Annotated in this window: 17 protein-coding genes; 9 read left to right on the top strand and 8 right to left on the bottom strand. The window is 64.7% G+C overall.

The annotated features are described in order from the left end of the window. Nucleotides 1–123 precede the first annotated feature (123 nt). Nucleotides 124–606 (top strand): REP-associated tyrosine transposase, encoded by a 483-nt coding sequence (locus PAA8504_RS13285; RefSeq protein ID WP_108894680.1) that lies wholly within the window; start codon nucleotides 124–126, stop codon nucleotides 604–606. 106 nt (nucleotides 607–712) lie between these two features. Here PAA8504_RS13285 and PAA8504_RS21810 read toward each other — a convergent pair whose 3' ends face one another. Together PAA8504_RS21810 and thyX are read right to left on the bottom strand one after the other, a co-directional pair. Further along, the gene (locus PAA8504_RS21810; protein WP_146190496.1) at nucleotides 713–1,312 is read right to left on the bottom strand and encodes a hypothetical protein; all 600 of its coding nucleotides are present in this window, start codon (nucleotides 1,310–1,312) and stop codon (nucleotides 713–715) included. After that, the gene (thyX, locus tag PAA8504_RS13290; protein ID WP_108894681.1) at nucleotides 1,309–2,214 is read right to left on the bottom strand and encodes an FAD-dependent thymidylate synthase; all 906 of its coding nucleotides are present in this window, start codon (nucleotides 2,212–2,214) and stop codon (nucleotides 1,309–1,311) included. The genes PAA8504_RS21810 and thyX overlap by 4 nt, the downstream gene beginning before the upstream one ends. 94 nt (nucleotides 2,215–2,308) lie before the next feature. On the opposite strand from thyX, the gene PAA8504_RS13295 reads away from it, so the two are divergent. Genes PAA8504_RS13295 through PAA8504_RS13305 form a run of 3 tightly spaced genes read left to right on the top strand, consistent with a single transcriptional unit; the run spans nucleotide 2,309 to nucleotide 4,118 of the window. After that, nucleotides 2,309–2,743 carry a VOC family protein gene (locus tag PAA8504_RS13295; protein ID WP_108894682.1) on the top strand — a complete coding sequence of 145 codons (435 nt, stop codon included), beginning with the start codon at nucleotides 2,309–2,311 and terminating at the stop codon, nucleotides 2,741–2,743. Further along, on the top strand, nucleotides 2,737–3,411 hold the full coding sequence (locus PAA8504_RS13300) for a DUF1194 domain-containing protein (protein WP_108894683.1): 675 nt from the start codon (nucleotides 2,737–2,739) through the stop codon (nucleotides 3,409–3,411). Before PAA8504_RS13295 ends, PAA8504_RS13300 begins: the two co-directional genes overlap by 7 nt. An 8-nt stretch (nucleotides 3,412–3,419) precedes the next feature. After that, nucleotides 3,420–4,118, top strand: coding sequence for a DUF1194 domain-containing protein (locus PAA8504_RS13305; protein ID WP_245897636.1), 699 nt, complete (start codon nucleotides 3,420–3,422; stop codon nucleotides 4,116–4,118). 87 nt (nucleotides 4,119–4,205) lie between these two features. Here the strand turns inward: PAA8504_RS13305 and PAA8504_RS13310 are convergent, their stop codons facing one another. The 3 genes from PAA8504_RS13310 to PAA8504_RS13320 all read right to left on the bottom strand — a co-directional run bounded on the left by PAA8504_RS13310 (nucleotide 4,206) and on the right by PAA8504_RS13320 (nucleotide 5,434). Beyond that, nucleotides 4,206–4,703 carry a MarR family winged helix-turn-helix transcriptional regulator gene (locus PAA8504_RS13310; RefSeq protein ID WP_108894685.1) on the bottom strand — a complete coding sequence of 166 codons (498 nt, stop codon included), beginning with the start codon at nucleotides 4,701–4,703 and terminating at the stop codon, nucleotides 4,206–4,208. Nucleotides 4,704–4,778: 75 nt separating this feature from the next. After that, the gene (locus PAA8504_RS13315; RefSeq protein ID WP_181375797.1) at nucleotides 4,779–5,057 is read right to left on the bottom strand and encodes a succinate dehydrogenase assembly factor 2; all 279 of its coding nucleotides are present in this window, start codon (nucleotides 5,055–5,057) and stop codon (nucleotides 4,779–4,781) included. Further along, on the bottom strand, nucleotides 5,048–5,434 hold the full coding sequence (locus tag PAA8504_RS13320; protein WP_108894686.1) for a helix-turn-helix domain-containing protein: 387 nt from the start codon (nucleotides 5,432–5,434) through the stop codon (nucleotides 5,048–5,050). The genes PAA8504_RS13315 and PAA8504_RS13320 overlap by 10 nt, the downstream gene beginning before the upstream one ends. A gap of 123 nt (nucleotides 5,435–5,557) precedes the next feature. Here PAA8504_RS13320 and PAA8504_RS13325 point away from each other — a divergent pair, with 123 nt between their 5' ends. After that, on the top strand, nucleotides 5,558–5,968 hold the full coding sequence (locus tag PAA8504_RS13325; protein WP_108894687.1) for a hypothetical protein: 411 nt from the start codon (nucleotides 5,558–5,560) through the stop codon (nucleotides 5,966–5,968). Here the strand turns inward: PAA8504_RS13325 and PAA8504_RS13330 are convergent, their stop codons facing one another. Next, the gene (locus PAA8504_RS13330) at nucleotides 5,969–6,787 is read right to left on the bottom strand and encodes a DUF4198 domain-containing protein (protein ID WP_108894688.1); all 819 of its coding nucleotides are present in this window, start codon (nucleotides 6,785–6,787) and stop codon (nucleotides 5,969–5,971) included. Between the two features lie 2 nt (nucleotides 6,788–6,789). On the opposite strand from PAA8504_RS13330, the gene PAA8504_RS13335 reads away from it, so the two are divergent. Continuing rightward, nucleotides 6,790–8,139: a HupE/UreJ family protein gene (locus PAA8504_RS13335; RefSeq protein ID WP_245897637.1), complete on the top strand. Its 1,350-nt coding sequence runs from the start codon at nucleotides 6,790–6,792 to the stop codon at nucleotides 8,137–8,139. Nucleotides 8,140–8,212: 73 nt separating this feature from the next. Here the strand turns inward: PAA8504_RS13335 and PAA8504_RS13340 are convergent, their stop codons facing one another. Continuing rightward, a complete protein-coding gene (locus PAA8504_RS13340) occupies nucleotides 8,213–9,118 on the bottom strand; it encodes a UTP--glucose-1-phosphate uridylyltransferase (RefSeq protein ID WP_108894689.1) in 906 nt (301 codons plus the stop codon). Nucleotides 9,119–9,383: 265 nt separating this feature from the next. Between PAA8504_RS13340 and PAA8504_RS13345 the strand changes: the two genes are divergently transcribed. The 3 genes from PAA8504_RS13345 to ggpS are packed head-to-tail and all read left to right on the top strand — an operon-like array spanning nucleotide 9,384 to nucleotide 12,779. After that, nucleotides 9,384–10,499 carry an NAD(P)H-dependent glycerol-3-phosphate dehydrogenase gene (locus tag PAA8504_RS13345; RefSeq protein ID WP_108894690.1) on the top strand — a complete coding sequence of 372 codons (1,116 nt, stop codon included), beginning with the start codon at nucleotides 9,384–9,386 and terminating at the stop codon, nucleotides 10,497–10,499. Next, nucleotides 10,496–11,284, top strand: a complete 789-nt coding sequence (locus PAA8504_RS13350; RefSeq protein ID WP_108894691.1) for an HAD-IIB family hydrolase — start codon at nucleotides 10,496–10,498, stop codon at nucleotides 11,282–11,284. Before PAA8504_RS13345 ends, PAA8504_RS13350 begins: the two co-directional genes overlap by 4 nt. Before the next feature lie 10 nt (nucleotides 11,285–11,294). Next, nucleotides 11,295–12,779: a glucosylglycerol-phosphate synthase gene (gene ggpS / locus PAA8504_RS13355; protein WP_108894692.1), complete on the top strand. Its 1,485-nt coding sequence runs from the start codon at nucleotides 11,295–11,297 to the stop codon at nucleotides 12,777–12,779. A 4-nt stretch (nucleotides 12,780–12,783) separates the two neighbouring features. Here ggpS and PAA8504_RS13360 read toward each other — a convergent pair whose 3' ends face one another. Next, nucleotides 12,784–13,965, bottom strand: coding sequence for an NAD(P)/FAD-dependent oxidoreductase (locus tag PAA8504_RS13360; RefSeq protein WP_108894693.1), 1,182 nt, complete (start codon nucleotides 13,963–13,965; stop codon nucleotides 12,784–12,786). Between the last annotated feature and the right edge of the window lie 138 nt (nucleotides 13,966–14,103).

Consider the following 14,103-nt stretch of genomic DNA (forward strand, 5'->3'; position numbering starts at 1 on the left):
ACCCCAAGGATACGGTGCCGCCATCGGCTGCATCGCCACCCGCGTCAGGCGGACGTATGGCGCGCGTCTGTGCGTCATGGTGGGGGTAACGGGGTGTTAGGGATATAGCGCAATAGCTTGGGCATGTCCTCTTACCGACGCCCTCGCGTGCCGGGGGCCACGATCTTCTTTACGGTCTGTCTTGCCCGCCGGGGTGAGCGGCGGCTTGTGGCCGAGATCGACGCGCTTCGCGAGGCGGTGCGACACACCCGGGCCGAGCGGCCGTTCGACATCGTGGCGTGGGTGGTGCTGCCGGACCACCTGCATGCGGTCTGGACCCTGCCCGAGGGAGACTCGGACTATTCGACGCGGTGGAGCGTCATAAAGGCGCGGTTTTCTTGCAGCGTCGACGGCGGATCGCCCCGCCCCAGCCACATCGCGCGCCGGGAGCGCGGGGTTTGGCAACGCCGGTTCTGGGAAAGCCATATCCGATCCGAGGACCATTTGCAGGCCGCGATCCGGTATTGTTGGATGAACCCGGTGAAACACGGATTGGCGCCCGACCCCGCCGCGTGGCCGTATTCGTCGTTTCACCGCGACGCGGGGGAATGGGGTGGGGGAACGTAGGGCGCGCATTCATGCGCGCCGCGGTGGCGGGGTGTGGGTGTGGGTGTGGGTGTGGGTGTGTTTCAATGGATCGGATCGGTGCGCATGAATGCGCACCCTACGTTTGCTAGAACGACTTCATCGCCGTAGGCAAAATTAGCCGAAGCGCCAAAATTGCCCCGCCCAACGGAACCGCGCCATACCAGAAGAACAGAATGAATTTCGCAGACAGACTTAAACGAGAAAACCCTTTGAATATCCCATCAAATGTTCTTTCTAATTTCACTGCGACGGAATGAAGATTGTCGACCGCCAAAGATATATCGCTACGCAGCTTCTCTTCGTTTTCACTACTCCGACCAAGATTTCTGCGCAGTTCCTTTACGGTGCGACGAATTTCCCTGCTTTCACCCCGAAGTTCATCAAAAATATTATGAAGCTTTAGGTCTGTAAGATTGTCAGAAACCACTTTAGATTCTGAAGACCATGAACAAAACGACGTGACATCTCCCATATAATGCACGGCATATGATACCATCGAGTAGATCAGAATAACTGCTGAAATTTGAGCAAACTCTTCTGGTCGCAGGTCGCGGTCAAAAACGATCCATGACTTCGAGTTCAGATCATAGAATGTCACTGCCAAGATGGCGGCAATCACAATCATAAGCTTTGCATGGGCCGTAACCGTTTGGCGGGTGAGAAGATCCTGCCCCGAAATTCTCACCCAATAACCCCCATCACCTCAGCCCACTCCCTCTTGCTCAACCCGCTGGTCTCCTGCGTGACCTGCTCTCCGGCGAGCATGCGCTTCACGACCTCCACAGCGCCGCGGGATAGGTGGGCGCCGCCCATGCGGTAATCCTCGAAGGCGGTGTAGGCGAGCGGGACCCAGTCCTTGACGATCTGGGCGATGGCGTCGGCATAGACGCGGATCTCGTATTGGGCGTGGGGGTCGGCGCGCAGGCGCAGGAAGTGGAAGAGGTTGTGCAGATCCGTCTTCCAGTACCATTGCGTGTAGATGTTCGCGGGCAGGTTCATCCGGGCAAGCTCGCGCGCGAGGCCCTGCTGGCCGTCGGTGCCCAGCATCTCTTCGTAATGGTCGTAGGCGCGGTTCGAATCGTCGCGCAGGATGTCGAGGACGCGCTGCGCCTCTTCGCCCTCCAGAACGTCCCCCCGGCCCTGGTTGTTCTGCTGCGATTGCGCGGCGAGGTGTTCGGGCGCGGGGATGTAGAACTCGCGGTCCAGCACCGAGTAGCGGGCGGAGTACTCGTTCACGTTGGCGGTGCGGTGGCGGATCCACTGGCGCGCGACGAAGACGGGCAGCTTCACGTGGAGCTTGATCTCGCACATCTCGAACGGGGTCGAGTGCCAGTGCCGCATGAGGTAGCGGATCAGCCCCTCGTCGTTGCTGACCGCCTTGGTGCCCCGCCCGTAGCTGACGCGCGCGGCCTGCACGATGGCCGCGTCGTCGCCCATGTAGTCGATGGCGCGCACCAGCCCGTGATCCAGCACGGGCTTGGCCTGATACAGGTGCGCCTCGATCCCCGGCGCGGTGGCTCGCAGGGTTTGGCTCGTCGCGGACCGTTGGGCGTCGATCTCGGCCTGTTGCTCGGGGGTCAGGGGCATGGGGTCCTCCGGGGGGCTGTGCGTCCGTCCCCTTCTATCGACCCGCCCGGGCAAAACGCTAGGTCCCGCGACAGACAAACCATGGGAGAAGTCGATGGGAACCGAATACCTGCACACGATGGTCCGCGCCAAGGACCTGGACAAGACGATGGCCTTCTTCGAGATGCTGGGTCTGAAGGAACGCCGCCGCAGCGAGAACGAGGGCGGCCGCTTCACCCTTGTCTTCATGTGCCCGCCCGACCAGGACGACGGCCGCGCGGATGTCGAGATCACGTATAACTGGGACGGCGACGACAAGCTGCCCGACGACAGCCGCCATTTCGGGCACCTCGCCTACCGCGTCGATGACATCTACGACATGTGCGAGAAATTGCAGGCCAACGGCGTGACGATCAATCGCCCCCCGCGCGACGGGCACATGGCGTTCGTCCGCTCGCCCGACAACATCTCGGTCGAACTGCTGCAGAAGGGCGACGCGAAAGAGCCGAAGGAGCCCTGGGCTAGCATGGAGAATACCGGGCATTGGTAAGGCTTGCCGCCCTCCTGTGGCTTTGCGCCGCCTGGGGGGCGGAGGCCCAGTGCCGACTGGCGCTGGCGGTCGGCATCGACATCTCCTCCTCGGTCGACGCCGAGGAGGATCGCCTGCAACGCCAGGGGCTGGCGCGTGCGTTGGGGTCCGACGCGGTCCGACGCGCCGCCCTTGCCCTGTCAGGAGAGCCGGTCGCCCTGGCCGTGTTCGAATGGTCGGGCCGATGGCAGCAGGACTTGATCCTGGACTGGACGTTTCTGCGGACCGACGCGGATATCACCGCCGCCGCCGACATCATCGCCCGATCGCAGCGGTCCTATCAGGACTTCCCCACCGCCGCTGGCTATGCCCTCGGCTATGCGTCAGGCCTGCTGGCGCGCGCGCCAGTCTGCCTGTTCCGGACGCTGGACCTGTCGGGCGACGGGGTGAACAATGATGGCTTCCCCCCGAACCTGGCCTACCAAAACTTCGATTTCGACGGCGTCACGGTGAACGGCCTGCCGATCACCGGCCATGACGACACGGTCGTCACCTTCTATGCCAACGACATCCTGCACGGGCCCGGCGCGTTCTACGAGGTGGCCGACGGGTTCGACGATTTCGAACGTGCGATGCGCACCAAGCTAGAGCGTGAGATGGGCGTCCTGACACTGGGCGAAGCGCAATGAGGGCGGCCGTGGCCCTGGTTCTGGCCGCGCTGGCCGCGGGACCCGGCTGGGCGGAATGTCGGCAGGCGCTGGCGCTGGGGCTGGATATCTCGGGATCCGTCGATGCGCAGGAATACCGCCTGCAACTCGACGGCGTGGCCTCGGCCCTCGACAGCCCGGACGTACAAGCCGCCTTCCTGACGATGCCGGGCACCTGGGTGGATCTGGCAATCTACGAATGGTCGGGGCCGCGCGATACGCGGGTCACGGTGCCCTTCACGGCGATCACTGGCCCCGGCCCGCTTTCGGACGTCGCCGACAGGTTGCGGTCGGCACGACGTCCGGCGGGCAATCCTTCCACCGCGCTTGGCGGCGCGATGTCGACGGGGGCCGCGATGGTGCGGACGCGGCCCTGCTGGCGGCGTGTGGTGGACATCTCCGGCGACGGCAAATCGAACACCGGCCCGCGTCCGCGCGATGTGAAACTCGGTCTGGGCGATGTCGTCGTCAATGCGCTGGTGATCGGAACGGACGATCCGGGACGCGGCGACCGGCGGTCGGTTCAGATCGGAGAGCTTGGGGCCTATTTCCGGGCCGAGGTCATCCACGGGCCCGACGCATTCCTGGAAACCGCGCTGGGATTCCGGGATTACGCACGCGCGATGGAGCGCAAGCTGATCCGAGAGCTGCGCGTCATGGTTCTGGGGGATGGAAAAGATGTGCCCTGACCCGATTGGAGCGAAAATCGCTGAGCGGATCGATGCGGCGGTGGGCCATTCTGGCCGATGTGGCGTCCTGCCGGCAGTCGGTCGCCGTCAGTAGATATAGCGAATCTGGTCGGTCCAGTACCGTTCGACCCGCTTCAACGTCGCGTTGATGTTGGTGATCTGATCGAAGCTCAGGACCTCCTTGTCCTGCAGACCATGGGCGTGTCGCGCGAACAGACGGGCGACGGCGTGATGCACCTCTTCACCCTTTTCGGTTAGGCTGACCCGCACGGCGCGGCGGTCGATCTCGCACTTCTTGTGGTGCATGTACCCCATCTCGACCAGCTTCTTGAGGTTGTAGGACACGTTCGAGCCCTGGTAGTAACCGCGAGTCTTCAATTCGCCCGCCGTCACCTCCTTGCTACCCACATTGAACAGCAGCAGGGCCTGGACCGGATTGATCTCCAGCAATCCGACCCGTTCGAATTCATCCTTGAGCACGTCGAGCAGCAGCCGGTGCAACCGCTCGACAAGCGAGAGGCTGTCCAGATACTCGCCCGCGAACCCGCGATCGGCATCCGAGATGGATGGACTTCGCATGTTCATGGCATTCTCCGTCGAAAGTTTCACACCCGGAGAATGGCCGATTAAAAGCTAAGAAAACGTCAAATTTCCGGTGGATTATTCACCTTTTGCACGAGAAAGCGAGACAGTCCGGATGTCCCCGATCAGCGCGGCATACCGTTCCGGCGCGTCCTCCTGCCCCGAGACCCATCGATAGAGGTCCTGGTCGTTTTCGGACAGCATCTCGTCATAAAGCGCAAGGGTCGGGCCATCCAGTTCGGCCAGCCGTTCCTCGGCATAGGCGGACAGGATCAGGTCCATCTCCTTTATACCGCGCCGCATGGATCGCATGCGCAGCCGCCGCAGCGTCACCTGGTGGGGGTCGGTCACTTCCATGCGGTGCGCAGCCTTTTTTCCAGATGACCCATGCGCTCGCCCAGGCGCACCATTTCCGCCTGGATCTTGCGCATCTCTGCCAAGGTCGACGTCACGTCCGCCGGCATGTCCGATTCCACCGGCGGTGCCAGACCCTCACCCTTGCCCGAAAGCAGCCACATCAGCGATACGTTCAGAAGGCCCGACAGCATCGACAGCCGGTTCGCGCGCGGCTCGGACACGTCATTCTCCCACGCGATCAGCGTGTTCAGCTTCACCCCAAGCTGCTGGGCCAGATCACGCTGGCTCAGGCCAACGGCCTGCCGCGCATCGGCCAGGCGGTCGCCGAAGGTCGAGGTTTCGTCGGAATACCAGTCCTGGGTCGCGTCTTCGGTCATGGGCTCACACGCTTGCTTGTCGGAAAGATGGGCCGACCTTATGACACACCGAAGCGCCTGGCTACCTTCGGGCGACAAGATGTCCGCCATCCGCGACACCGGACACCAACCCAGAGAGGCCCCATGGTCGCCGAACTTCCCCCCTACTACTTCCGCACGCGCGAGAACGGCGCCTTTGTCTTCCGGGTCGAGCAGGAAACCCGGATGCGCCGGATCGAGATGGACCAGATCGCCGTGGTCAACATCCGCAACGGCGAGGTCAAGCCGCATGGCGACCGCACCCTGACGCCCGAGGATCTGGCCGCAATCGAGGTCTGGATGGAAGACCGGCGCAAGGTGGTGTCGGCCCGCATGCTCGACGACATCCACCGCACGGTGGATCACCTGGCGCAAGTGGCCCACTGGGTGCAGACCAAGGCCAGCGACGACGAAATCGACCAGATCACCGACGCATTGCTTCTGTCCATGCACGACCTGCGGCAGGTCCTTGTGCGCAAACGGTCGGAGAAGCTGTCGAAGGACCGCGGCGACTGATCACTCGGCCGGTGCGGCAAAGGTCAGGCTGGCCCACAGCGTTTCCCACATGGGATCGAACTCGGGCGCTGTGTCCTCGGCCGGCTGGCGAAAGACCACGGAATCCAGCAGATAGGTCGACCCCGGTGAGACGGGGATCGTCGCGACTCCCTGCGCGTCGGTCTGTGCCGTGGTGACCTCCACCGCACCGTCGCCGTCCTTGGCGAAGATCTCGACCTGCGCGTTGGCCCGCGGGTCGCCTTGATACAGGACCCGCACGTCCAGCCCATCGGACAGATCGCCGGTATAAGGGTTCTCCAGCGCCACGATCTCGGTCAGCAAGCCGAAGGGGCGATCCTCGCCCGCGCCCTCGCCCACTGCGACCAGCGCCTTGCCATAGCGGGAATAGACCTCGCGCACGGCATCCTCGGCATAGCCCTGCTCGGCATGGCGCTCCAGCACGCCGTCGCCTGCCTTGTGCCCGACGAACGAGGTGAACTGCTCCCACGTCTCCCATGTCAGCTCGTAGTCGCGGGTGACGTGCAGGATGGCGGTCAGGCCCCCCTCTTCGGGCACCATCGACAGCGCCGGGCGGTCGCCGATCCGCCCCTCGACCGGCTCGGGCGCGGCGTCGCCCATGGCGATCTCGAACCGGCGGAAGTTCATCGGGACATAGGCATAGGACGAACCTTCGAAGTCCTCGCCCACGCGCAACGCGGCCTCCAGCGTCTCGCCGGGGGCGATGGTGTAATCGGTGACGTCGATCCAGAACTCGTGCGACCATGACGGCACGGCAATCGCGCTAGCTACACCGGTCAGCAAAACGAAAAGGAGCTTCATACGTGTTTTCCCTGGATCGAAGATGTCGACTGACGGTGGCCCACGGGGCCATCGTGTCAAGGCTGGCGGCAGTGCTGGCCGTCCTGCTCGCGCTCATGTCATCGGGCGCGCAGGCACACGAGGTCCAGCCCTCGGTCATGAACCTGACACTGGCGCCCGAGACGGCCGAGGTCGAGGTCGAGGCCACGCTCGAGCCCTTCATCGCCGGGATCGACCTTGATGGGCTTTCCGATACCAATGCCTCGGACCGGTCGGCCGAGAACGACCGCCTGCGCCGCCTGCCGCCCGCCGAGCTCGAGGCCGCGTTCCGCGACGCCTGGCCCGCCATGCAGGACCGGTTCCAGCTTCGCGCGGGCGACCAGACCGTCCCGCTTCGATTGCAATCGGTCGATATCCCCGAGGTCGGCAACCCCGAGCTGCCGCGCGTCTCGACCTTCACGGCCACGGCCGACCTGCCCGCCGGCGATGCCCCCGTCACCGTGGCCTGGTCACCCCAGCTGGGCGGCGTCGCCGTGCGGCAGATGGGCGAAGGACAGGAAGGGTATACAGGCTATCTCGCCTCGGGCGGAGAGACCGACGCGATCCCCCGCGCGGGCGGATCGACCATGGGCTTCGGCGCGGCACTTCTGACCTACATTCCCGTGGGCTTCGAGCATATCGTGCCGCTGGGCCTCGATCATATCCTGTTCGTGCTAGGCCTGTTCTTCCTGTCCACGCAGTTCCGCCCCCTCTTTTGGCAGGTCACCGCCTTCACACTGGCCCATACCGTCACCCTGGCCCTTGCCGCGCTGGGGATCGTGCGGGTGCCCGCATCCGTGGTCGAGCCGTTGATCGCCGCCTCGATCCTTTACGTAGGGGTGGAAAACGTGCTGGCCCGCGGCCTCTCCCCGTGGCGTCCAGTGGTGATCGTCCTGTTCGGCCTGCTGCACGGGCTGGGTTTCGCCAGCGTGCTGACCGACTACGGGCTGGGATCGTCGAACTTCGTGGCCAAGCTGATCGGCTTCAACATCGGGGTCGAGATCGGGCAGCTGACCGTCATCGCGGTGGCCTTCCTGATCGTCGCCGCCGCCATCCGACACACCCGCGAGGGCGAGCGTAACGACCCGCTGGCCTATGGTTACATGGTACTGTCCTTCCTGATCGCCCCCGCTCTGGTCGGGCTTCTGGCGGTCATGATGCCAGTGGGCGGCGTGCTTCCGGTCATTGCGGCGGCCGCGATCCTGCTGGGCTTCACCGCCGCGGCGCTGGTGTCGACCGGGTCCGAGAGCTACCGTCAGAACGTGGCGAACCCCGCCTCGATCCTGATCGCGCTGACGGGCGCCTACTGGTTCGTGGAACGGGTGTTCCTCTAGCCGCAGACACGAAAACGGCCGGTCCCAAGGGGCCGGCCAGTTCGAGGGAAAGACAGTCGCGGGATGCGAAGGCTCAGGCGGCGACGACACGCTCCGCCGGGTCCTCCACCGGCTGGGCATACTCAGCCAGCACGTCGGCGAAGGCGGCATCCTCGCGGGCGCGGAACAGGGTCGCGGCCAGCATCCCCTCCTTCGAGCCGCAGTCGAACCGCCGCCCCGAGAATGCAAACCCCGCAAGCCCCACGCGGTCGGCACCGCGGGCGATGGCGTCGGTCAGCTGGTATTCCCCGCCCGTGCCCGGAGCGATGGCGTGCAGATCGGTGAAGATCGACCCGTCCAGGATGTAGCGACCGACCACCGCCTGGCGCGACGGCGCGGCGTCGGGGGCGGGCTTTTCGACCATGCCGCGGGCCGTCACGATCTGACCGTTGCGCGACACCGGGTCCAGCACGCCGTAGGACGATACCTTGTCCGCATCGACCTCCATCGTGGCGACCATATGGCCCACACCTGCGGTCTGGTAGGCGCCGATCATCTCGCCAATGGCACCGCGGCCCAGGATCAGGTCGTCGGGCAGGATTACCGCAACGGCGCCGGGCAGAACATGGGGGGCGGCGCACTTTACTGCGTGACCCAGGCCCAACGCCTCGTCCTGCATGGTGAACACCACGTCGTGGCGGACCGAATCCAGCGCAGCTTCCTCCAGCTTGCGGGCGATGGCGTTCTTGCCCTTGTGACGCAGTTGGCGCGACAGGTTGGCGTCGTTACGCACGTGACGCTCGATCGCGGCCTTCGACGGATGCGTGACGAACACGAACCTTTCGACACCGGCGGCGCGCGCCTCGTCGATGGCGAACTGGATCAGGGGCGTATCCACGACCGGCAGAAGCTCTTTCGGCACGGCCTTGGTGGCGGGCAGAAAGCGGGTGCCCATGCCGGCGACAGGGAAGATTGCGGTCCGAACGGTCGATTGGGTCATGCCACGGCTCCTGCGGGGGATGGGGTTAAACATGAAGGCTCCATTATGTATTTGACGGGGTGGCCGGGACGGGCCGAAACGGGAATACGCTTGCCGAAGCGGGTGACTTCGGTTGTTAGGACTGTGTTAACCAAACGGGACCAAATCGGGGCGATTCGGAGAAATTTGTATCTGAAGTCGTGACAGTTTCGGGGCAGTGCCGGGAGCTTCCCGATCAGAGGTCCTTTGGGCTTGCCGTTTCGCAATTCACCGACAGGTATGGGGCATGAGTTTATCGAAGACAGAGGCGCGCGCAGTCGCGTCACAGGCGGAACCTTACAAACGGATCGCCGTCATCGGCGCGGGCTCGTGGGGAACCGCATTGGCGTCCGTCGCACGCCGGGCCGGCCGCGAGGTCGTGGTCTGGGGACGTGACGCCGAAACCATTCGCGCCATTCGCGAGGATCACCAGAACCCGAAATACCTCAAGGACGTGGCCCTGCCCGAAGGCATCGAGGCCACGACCGACATGCAGGAAGCGTTGACCGGGGCCGAGGCGGTGCTGATCGTCACCCCCTCGAAGACGCTGCGCGACATCTGCCGCCAGATGCGCCCCCACCTGGCCCCGGGCGTGCCGGTCGCGCTGTGTGCCAAGGGAATCGAGGCCAAGACCGGCCTTCTGCTGGGGGAGGTCGCGGCCAGCGAGCTAGGCGACAACCCCGTTGGCGCCCTGTCCGGCCCGACCTTCGCGAAGGAGACAGTGCTGGCCCACCCCACCGCCGCGACGGTGGCATTCGAGTTTTCCTACAAGGACCGCCTCGACCCGGCCAAAAGCCCGGCCACGCGTTTGGCCATTTCGATGAGTTCGGAAAGCTTCCGCCCCTATATCTCGGACGACATCGTCGGCGTCGAGATCGGCGGCGCGGTCAAGAACGTCATCGCCATCGCCTGCGGGATGATGAGCGGCGCAGGCTTCGCCGAGAATACGCGCGCTGCGCTGATCACCCGCGGCATGGACGAAATGAAGACTCTGGCCGAGAATCTTGGCGGACGGCGCGAGACCGTGACCGGCCTTTCGGGCGCGGGCGATCTGACGCTGACCTGCTCGTCCACCACATCGCGCAACATGAGCCTGGGCACCCAGCTCGGTCAGGGGTTGAAGCGGTCGGAATGCTTCGGCGGCAAGCAGGTCGTGGTCGAGGGCGAAGTCAATTCGGTCTCGGTCATCGACCTTGCGGGCCGGATCGGGGTCACGCTGCCGATCTGCGAGGCCGTCTATGCCGTCCTGCACCAGGGCGCCGACATCCCCCAGACCTTCCGCGACCTGTGGGCCCGCCCCATCGAAGCCGAGCCCAAAGGCATGGGCATGCAGTTCGCACACCCCTTCGGAGAGAATTCATGACCGACGCCCCCGCGCGCGACATTTCAAGCTGCAAGTTCGTCCTGGCCACGGATCTGGACGGCACCTTTCTTGGCGGGTCCGACGAGGATCGCAAACAGCTCTATGACTGGATCGAAGAGAACCGCCAGACCATCGGCCTGATCTTCGTCACCGGTCGCGATCCCGGCTTCATCGCCGAGCTGTGCGAAGGCGGCGTGCCATGGCCGGAATTCGTCGTTGGCGATGTCGGCACCACGATCGCGAAGGTCGATGGCAAGGATCTGTCCCCGATCGCATCGCTCGAGGAGGATATCGCCGAACTCTGGGGCGACGGCGGCGAGAAGGTGCGCGCCGCGCTGGACGGCGTGGCGGGTCTGACCCTTCAGCCGACCGAGTTCCGCTATCGCGTCAGCTACGACATGGATCCCGACACGTTCGACAAGTCGGTCATCGAGACGGTCGAAGAGATGGGCCATGACTGGATCGCGTCCGACGGCAAGTATTTCGATGTGCTTCCCAAGGGCATCTCGAAGGGGCCGTCGATCAAGAAGCTGGTGTCGCATCTGGGCGTCTCGCCCAACACGGTGCTGTGCGCGGGCGACACGCTGAACGACCTGTCCATGCTGGAATGCGGCCTGCCCGCGGTCGCCGTCGGCGGCTCGGAAGCCAGTCTGGTCGAACGGGTCGAACCGCTGCACCACGTCTACATCGCCAAGGGCGTCGGTGCGGCCGGGATCCTGGAAGCCGTGAAAGAGTTGAACCTGCACGAGACGCCCGAAGAGGGCGCCACCCAGACCGAAGAGTGAGGAAATCCCGATGCCGTCCGATCTGGTGATCGTCTACCACCGCCAACCCTACGAGGAAGTGGTCGAGAACGGAAAGACAGTCTTCAAGGAGAACAAAAGCCCGAACGGCATCGTGCCGACGCTGAAGGGGTTCTTCGGCCGCGTCGACAAGGGGTCGTGGGTGGCATGGAAGCTGGCGACCGACACGTCCAATCCCGGCTTCGAGCGCGTGGTCGAGATGGAGGACAGCTACGGCAAGTACTCCGTCAGCCGCCTGCCCCTGACAGAGGCGCAGGTGAAGTCGTTCTACCACGTCACCTCGAAAGAGGCGTTCTGGCCGATCCTCCATTCGTTCAAGGAAAAGTATAACTACGACCCCGTGGACTGGCCGACCTTCCGCGAGGTGAACTGGGCCTTCGCCGAAGCGGCTGCCGCCGAAGCCGCCGAAGGCGCGGTGGTCTGGGTGCACGACTATAACCTGTGGCTCGTCCCCGGCTATCTGCGCAAGCTGCGGCCCGACGTTCGGATCAGCTTCTTCCACCACACTCCGTTCCCCTCCGCGGACATGTTTAACGTGCTGCCGTGGCGGCGCGAAATCGTGGAATCGCTTCTGTCCTGCGACGCGGTGGGCTTCCACATCCCCCGCTATGCGGCGAATTTCGTCGGCGTCGCCGAAAGCCTGTTTGACATCGAGACCGGCCCGCGTGAGCCTGTGAATCCCGATTTCATCAAGGAATACGTGGCGCTTTCGGACCGCAAGGTGGCCAAGTCGGTTACTTACATGGGCCGCAAGACGCAGGTCATCGCATCTCCGGTGGGGGTGGATGTCGACTATATCGAAGGCAAGGCCAATCAGGAGGATACCGGGATCCGCGCCCGCGAGATCCGGGAGGAAATGGGCGACGGCGCGATGATCCTGTCCGTCGGGCGCACCGACTACACCAAGGGCGGTGCCGACCAGCTTCTCAGTTTCGAGCGGATCCTGGACGAGAACCCCGACCTGCACGGCAATGTGCGCCTTCTGCACGTCTCGGTCAGTGCCAACCGCAACATGACCGTCTACGAGGGCATCCAGAACGAGATCGAGGCCACCGTAGGCCGCATCAATGGCCGCTTCGGCAGCTTCGACTGGACCCCCGTCACGCTGATGAGCCGGGCGATCCCCTTTGACGACCTCGTCGCCTATTACCGCGCCTGCGACGTGGCGTGGATCACGCCGCTGGCGGACGGGATGAACCTGGTCGCCAAGGAATTCGTGGCCTGCCGCAGCGATCTGCGCGGTGCGCTGGTGCTGTCGGAATTCGCCGGCGCCGCGGTCGAGATGGGATCGGCCGTGATGGCCAACCCGTTCTCGCACCGCTCCATGGACCGCGCATTGCTGCAAGCGCTGAACATGAGCGAGGAAGAACAGTCCGATCGGATGCGCGATATGCGCGAGACGATCCGCAAATACGACATCCGGCACTGGGCCGAGGATCAGATGGCGGGCTTTGCCGGCAAGAACGGCGCGTTCTAGGCGTTCAGATCACCGCCCCTTCGACCGACCCCGCGCGCCCGGTCAGGCGCGCGGGCGAGAAAGCCGACAGGTCCAGCGACTCGAACCGGCCCGAATGGACGAGCTCGGACACGCCGCGGCCCATCGCGGCGGCGTGTTGAAGACCATGCCCCGAGAAGCCGGCGCAATGAACCAGGTTCGGGCAGTTCGGCCCGGGGCCGAGGATGGCGTTCCGGTCGAACATGTTCATGTCGTAGTGCCCCACCCAGGACCGGCGCAGACGGATCGCCTCGAACGCCGGGACCCGCGCAGCAAGCGCGGGCCAGACACGATCCTCCCACAGATCGGGCTGGTCGGTGAAATCGTCGGCCGCGACGGCGACGTCATCCGGCGGCGCGGCCCCGGCCATGTAGAGGGCGCCGTCTGACCGGACATGGATGCCCGACGGGTCGATCGTCAGCGGCAGCTTGGCGGGCAAGGGCCTTTCGGCCTCGAAGACGTAGGTAAAGCGCTTGCGCCGTTCGACGGGCAGGTCCTCTCCCGCCAGCTTCGCAAACTCCCCCGCCCGGCCCCCAGCCGCGTTCACCACCCAGTCGCAGGCGATCCGGGTCCGGTCCAGAAGCGTCACCCCGCGGATGCGCCCTTCGTCCAGCACGCGATCCACCTCGACCACCTCGCCCCGGATCTCTGTCACGCCAGCGCGTTTCGCGGCACGGCGCCAATAGGACCACAGGGCATGACCGTCGAAATACCCCTCGTCCCGCGTCCCGTGGCTGGCCAGCGTGATGTCGGTGGTGTCGATGAAGGGGAACGCCGCGGCCAGCGCGTCCCGGTCCAGAAGCCGCGGCCCCGCCCCCAGCGAACTTTGCAACGCATGGGCCTGCCGCAGCGCCTTCGCCCCCGCGGGATCGGCCGCGAGGTAAAGATATCCGAACGGAACCAGCGCCACCTCGGGCGCCTCGGCATCGCCGGTATGGGCGCGGAAGTCGCGGATGATGTCGGCCGTGTATTGCGAGGCGCGGATATTCACCTCGGTCGTGAATTGCTGCCTCAGGCAGGAATTGGTGGCCGTCGAGGCGGCGAACATGAATGTCGGGTCACGCTCGACCATCGCGATGCGCAAGGCCAGATCGCGCCGGATCAGGTGCCACGCGGCCGACGCCCCCATGATCCCGGCGCCGACGATGAGGATGTCGTAATGATCCATGCAGGTCCCCCTGCCGGCGGTGTAGAACCTCGCTGCCGTCGCGTCCATTGCGGCCGGTCGACATGGGTATTTACCCAAGGGTGAATGGACGGTGTGACGCAGGGGGCTTGGCCCGGGGGGCGTGCGAACATAATATGA

The organism is Palleronia abyssalis (assembly GCF_900302445.1).
Classification (GTDB): Bacteria; Pseudomonadota; Alphaproteobacteria; order Rhodobacterales; family Rhodobacteraceae; genus Palleronia; species Palleronia abyssalis.